Here is a 3,135-nt window from a genome sequence, read left to right on the forward strand (position 1 = left end):
CAGGGTGCGGTTGCCGGGTTCGACATGGCCCGGCAGGTCATTGGCGGCGGCAATGAGGGCGATCAGCGCCGGCGATTCCGCCGCCACGAAATGCGAATTGGTGTCGCGATCGCTGAAATCTGTGAGATCGACAAAGGTGATCGGCAGATCGGATAGGGTCGCGGCGCTGTTGCCCAGCCCGAGCCGGTCGCGTTCGAGGCTGACCCGAGTCGACAGGCGCAGCGCGACGTCTTTCTGCGAGGTGACGACGATGAATTCGCGCGGCAGGCGGCGCATGTCCCCGGTCTGGGCGCGGAACACGTCGACGGAAATGTCGGGCGACATCAGCACCACCGCATCGACGTTCTGCGCCACCCAGCCCGGCCGCTTCAGATCGGCCTGGCGCAGGGTCTCCATCACCAGGAAACTGCCCATGCTGTGGCCTAGGAGCACCAGGTTGCGGGCCCCGGCACGGGCGGCAAGGCCGATCACCCGCTCGAGCGCGTCGCGCGAATAAAGCACGCTGTCGCGGTCATAGGCATAGCCGGCTGGCGAAGCCGCGCTGGGCCAGGAAAAGGCCACCGGCACGCCCTTCATGGCAAAGTCGCTGTGCATCTGGGCCATGCGGAACACCGCATCGGCATAGCCGTTGTAGAAGCCGTGCACGTAAAGCGTGACTTCGCGATGTTCGGGCGGGCGTTGCGACAGCGCCTGCCGCAGGGCGGCGACAAAGGCCCGCTCGCCGGCGATCGGGTCTTCGGCGGTCAGGGCGAAATGGCGGTCGGGCTTGGGCTCGGGGCTGTAGCGCGGCGCGTCGCCGGGCCGGTGCACCGGCGGGATCGACACTTCTGCGCGGGCAAACTGAAGCTCTTGCTGCCGCCCGCGATCGAAGAAGCCGGCCTCGTTGCGGGCCCGGTTGGTGGCCACCAGCACCTCGACCCGGTGGCCGCCGGACAGGGTATCGGCGGCGATCACCGGCGCCGCGACCCGGTCGACGCAACCCGCCAGCACCAAGAGCGACACCAACAGGACCAGCCGCCCGGTCACGCCGGGGCGACCGGCATGAGGGCCGGTGCCGGTCACAGCACGTAGCGGCTGAGGTCGGTCGACCTGGTCAGCTCGCCGAGGTTCTTCTCGACGAAATCCGCATCCACCGTGACCTCGAGCCCGGATTGATCCGGGGCGGTGAAACTGAGTTCTTCAAAGACCCGCTCCATCACCGTGTAGAGCCGGCGGGCGCCGATGTTCTCGACGCTTTGATTGACCTCGGCGGCGATATGGGCCAGCGCGCGGATGCCGTCTTCGGTAAAGCCGACCTTGACCTCTTCGGTGCCCATCAGCGCGGTATATTGCAGGGTCAGCGCGTTGTCGGTCTCGGTCAGGATGCGCACGAAATCCTCTTCGCTGAGCGCCCGCAGCTCGACCCGGATCGGTAGCCGGCCCTGCAGTTCGGGCAAGAGATCCGAGGGTTTGGCGATATGGAAGGCGCCCGAGGCGATGAACAGGATATGGTCGGTCTTGACCGGGCCGTGCTTGGTGCTGACGGTGGTGCCCTCGATCAGCGGCAAGAGATCGCGCTGCACGCCCTCGCGGCTGACATCGCCGCCGCGCGCCTCCTGGCGGGCACAGACCTTGTCGATCTCGTCGAGGAAGACGATGCCGTTCTGTTCGACCGCTTCCAGCGCCGCGCGGGTCACGGTCTCGTCGTCGAGAAGCTTGTCGGCCTCTTCCGAGATCAAGACCTCGTAGCTTTCGGCAACGGTCATCCGCTTGCGGGTCTTGCGCCCGCCCATGGCCTTGCCGAAGAGATCGCCGAGATTCATCATGCCGATCTGGCTGCCGGGCTGGCCGGGCATGTCGAAAAGACCGCCCATCGGGTTCGAGGAATCGGCGATTTCCAGCTCGATCACGGTGTCGTCCAGCGCCCCTGATTTCAGCTTCTTGCGGAACATCTCGCGGGTGGCTTCGCGCGCGTCCTCGCCGGCAATGGCGGCGATCACCCGCTCTTCGGCGGCCTGGTGGGCATTGGCCTTGACCTCGTCGCGCATCAATTCGCGGGTCATGGCGATGGCGCTGTCGACCAGATCGCGGACGATCTGTTCCACGTCGCGGCCGACATAGCCGACCTCGGTGAACTTGGTCGCCTCGACCTTGATGAAGGGCGCCTTGGCCAGTTTCGCCAGCCGGCGGCTGATCTCGGTCTTGCCGACCCCGGTCGGGCCGATCATCAGGATGTTCTTGGGATAGACCTCTTCGCGCAGATCGTCGGGCAGCCGCTTGCGCCGCCAGCGGTTGCGCAGCGCCACGGCCACGGCGCGTTTGGCATCGTTCTGGCCGATGATGAAACGGTCCAGCTCCGAGACGATTTCACGGGGGGTCAGGTCGGTCATGTCAAATCCTTCAGGCCTTGTGTTTGCCGCGAAACCGGCGGCAACAGGGCCTGTTTTCAGCCGCCGATGGTTTCGACGGTCAGGTTTCCGTTGGTATAGACACAGATGTCGGCGGCGATGGCCATCGCGGCGCGGGCCACCTCTTCGGCCGATTTGTCGCTGTCCATCATGCCGCGCGCCGCAGCCAGGGCGAAATTGCCGCCCGAGCCGATCGCCGCCACGTCATGCTCGGGTTCGAGCACGTCGCCGGCGCCGGTGATGACGAAAATCTCCTTGCCGTCCGAGACGATCAGCATCGCCTCGAGCTTTTGCAGGTATTTGTCGGTGCGCCAGTCCTTGGCCAGCTCGACCGAGGCCCGCGCCAGCTGGCCCGGGGTTGCCTCGAGCTTGGTCTCGAGCCGCTCGAGCAGGGTGAAGGCATCGGCGGTCGAACCGGCAAACCCGGCCACCACCTCATGGCCGCCGGGCGACAGGCGCCGCACCTTGCGGGCGCTGCCCTTGATGACGGTCTGCCCCAGCGAGACCTGCCCGTCACCGGCGATCACCACCCGGCCCGCCTTCTTGACGCCGATGATGGTGGTGCCGTGCCAGCCGGGAAAGGAATTCTCGCTCATCTGCACCTCCTGCTCATTGCCTGCCTATATGGACGGGGCGATGCGGACAGACAAGGGCGGCGCGCCCCGCTTGCCCTGCCCGCGCGCCCCCACTAGCGTGCCGCCATGTCCGACCACCGCGTCACCTTCTATCTCGAGGACGGCCTGCGCCA

3 protein-coding genes are annotated in these 3,135 nt (G+C 66.5%); all 3 read right to left on the minus strand.

The features are described 5' to 3' along the window. The coding region (locus ABZD10_RS14700; protein WP_372887637.1) for an alpha/beta hydrolase at nt 1–1,026 on the minus strand (1,026 nt) is incomplete at its 3' end. A 32-nt stretch (nt 1,027–1,058) separates the two neighbouring features. Beyond that, entirely contained in the window at nt 1,059–2,369 is a 1,311-nt protein-coding gene (gene hslU / locus ABZD10_RS14705) for an ATP-dependent protease ATPase subunit HslU (protein ID WP_372887639.1), read from the minus strand. Between the two features lie 56 nt (nt 2,370–2,425). After that, nucleotides 2,426–2,983, minus strand: coding sequence for an ATP-dependent protease subunit HslV (hslV, locus tag ABZD10_RS14710; protein WP_372887641.1), 558 nt, complete (start codon nt 2,981–2,983; stop codon nt 2,426–2,428). Nucleotides 2,984–3,135: the final 152 nt, after the last annotated feature.

Origin of the sequence: Shimia sp., from assembly GCF_041624275.1 — a bacterium.
Classification (GTDB): domain Bacteria; phylum Pseudomonadota; class Alphaproteobacteria; order Rhodobacterales; family Rhodobacteraceae; genus Shimia.